Source organism: Ruoffia sp. FAM 26255, from assembly GCF_045528525.1.
GTDB lineage: Bacteria > Bacillota > Bacilli > Lactobacillales > Aerococcaceae > Ruoffia > Ruoffia tabacinasalis.
The window spans coordinates 1-1,212 of the sequence record NZ_JBGQQX010000121.1 but is presented as its reverse complement, the minus strand read 5'-3'; the positions used below and the strand labels follow the sequence as shown (position 1 = coordinate 1,212).

The following is a 1,212-nucleotide window of genomic DNA, read 5'->3' as shown; positions in this document are numbered from 1 at the left end:
GGTGTGTTGTAAGATGAAACGCAACACTAAAAAAAGACATGAAGATTCGTTATACTTAAGTCACCACAACATAGTATAAGGAGAGAATCTTCATGTCACACACTCATTTTAACACAAAGAAATCTAAAGGGCATTTGAAATTCACGGAACGTGAACTGATCGAACAATGGCTAAAAGAAGACAAAAAGCAAGCTGAGATTGCCCGTTTGCTTGGCCGAAATAAATCAACTATTTCACGTGAAATCAAACGGGGTACCGTCGTCCAAATTAGTCAAGGTAAAAAAGTCGAGAAGTATCTAGCTGACTTTGGTGAAGTCACTTATTTAAAGAATAGACAACGCAGTCAATCAAAAGGTATGCAAGCTTACTCTGGACGCTTTTGGTATAAATTAAAGAAAGCTCACCACAATGGTGTTTTCAAAGGAAAAGAGCGAACTCACAATATTAAAACATTTGTGATCTCCTATGCTTTAAAACATCCTAAGGAAAGAGTGCCTTGTTTCAAAACCGTCTATCGCTACATTCGACAAAATGCGCTGTGTATCAAGCCCCATGATTTACCTATGATGTATCGTTTGAAACCAAGAAAAAATAAGCACAGTCGTCCAAAGGGACGAAATAAGAAAGTTCTGGGTACCAGTATTTCGGACCGAGCATCAAGTGTGTTAGACCGCTCGGAATTTGGTCATTGGGAAGCTGACTTAGTAAAGGGAAAACGCCATAAAGAAGAGCCGGCAGCCATTACATTAGTCGAACGGAAAACACGCTTCGCTATAGCAATGAAGATTGAGGATTATAAAAGCGAGACTGTATTAACGGCTTTTCAAACACTTGTAGAAAACAGCCCTCATCAGTTTAAAACTATTACATTTGATAATGGATCTGAGTTTGCGAAAGTATCTGAGCTTGAAAACGATGATTTATCTATTTATTTTTGTCATGCTTACGCATCATGGGAACGGGGGTCTAACGAGAATTTCAATAAACTCTTAAGAGAGTTTATACCGAAAGGTAAATCGTTACATCATTTTACTTCTGACTATATATCAGAAGCAGCTGGTAAGATAAATAAACGCATACGATCCATACTCGGTTTAATGTCCGCTCAAGAAGCCTACCAGACCGAATTGTCTTTAATGGAATAAAGACTTGAGTTATAAAAGAATCGAAAAGCGACATTTCCCCCATGGGGGAAACCCTATACCTAAAAGT

General features: G+C 38.2%; 1 protein-coding gene. It reads left to right on the top strand.

Annotation, left to right across the window (positions count from 1 at the left end; all coding sequences use genetic code 11):
- Positions 1-92: 92 nt before the first annotated feature.
- Positions 93-1,145: an IS30 family transposase gene (locus tag ACEN31_RS11520; RefSeq protein ID WP_407090316.1), complete on the top strand. Its 1,053-nt coding sequence runs from the start codon at positions 93-95 to the stop codon at positions 1,143-1,145.
- The last annotated feature ends 67 nt before the right edge of the window (positions 1,146-1,212 follow it).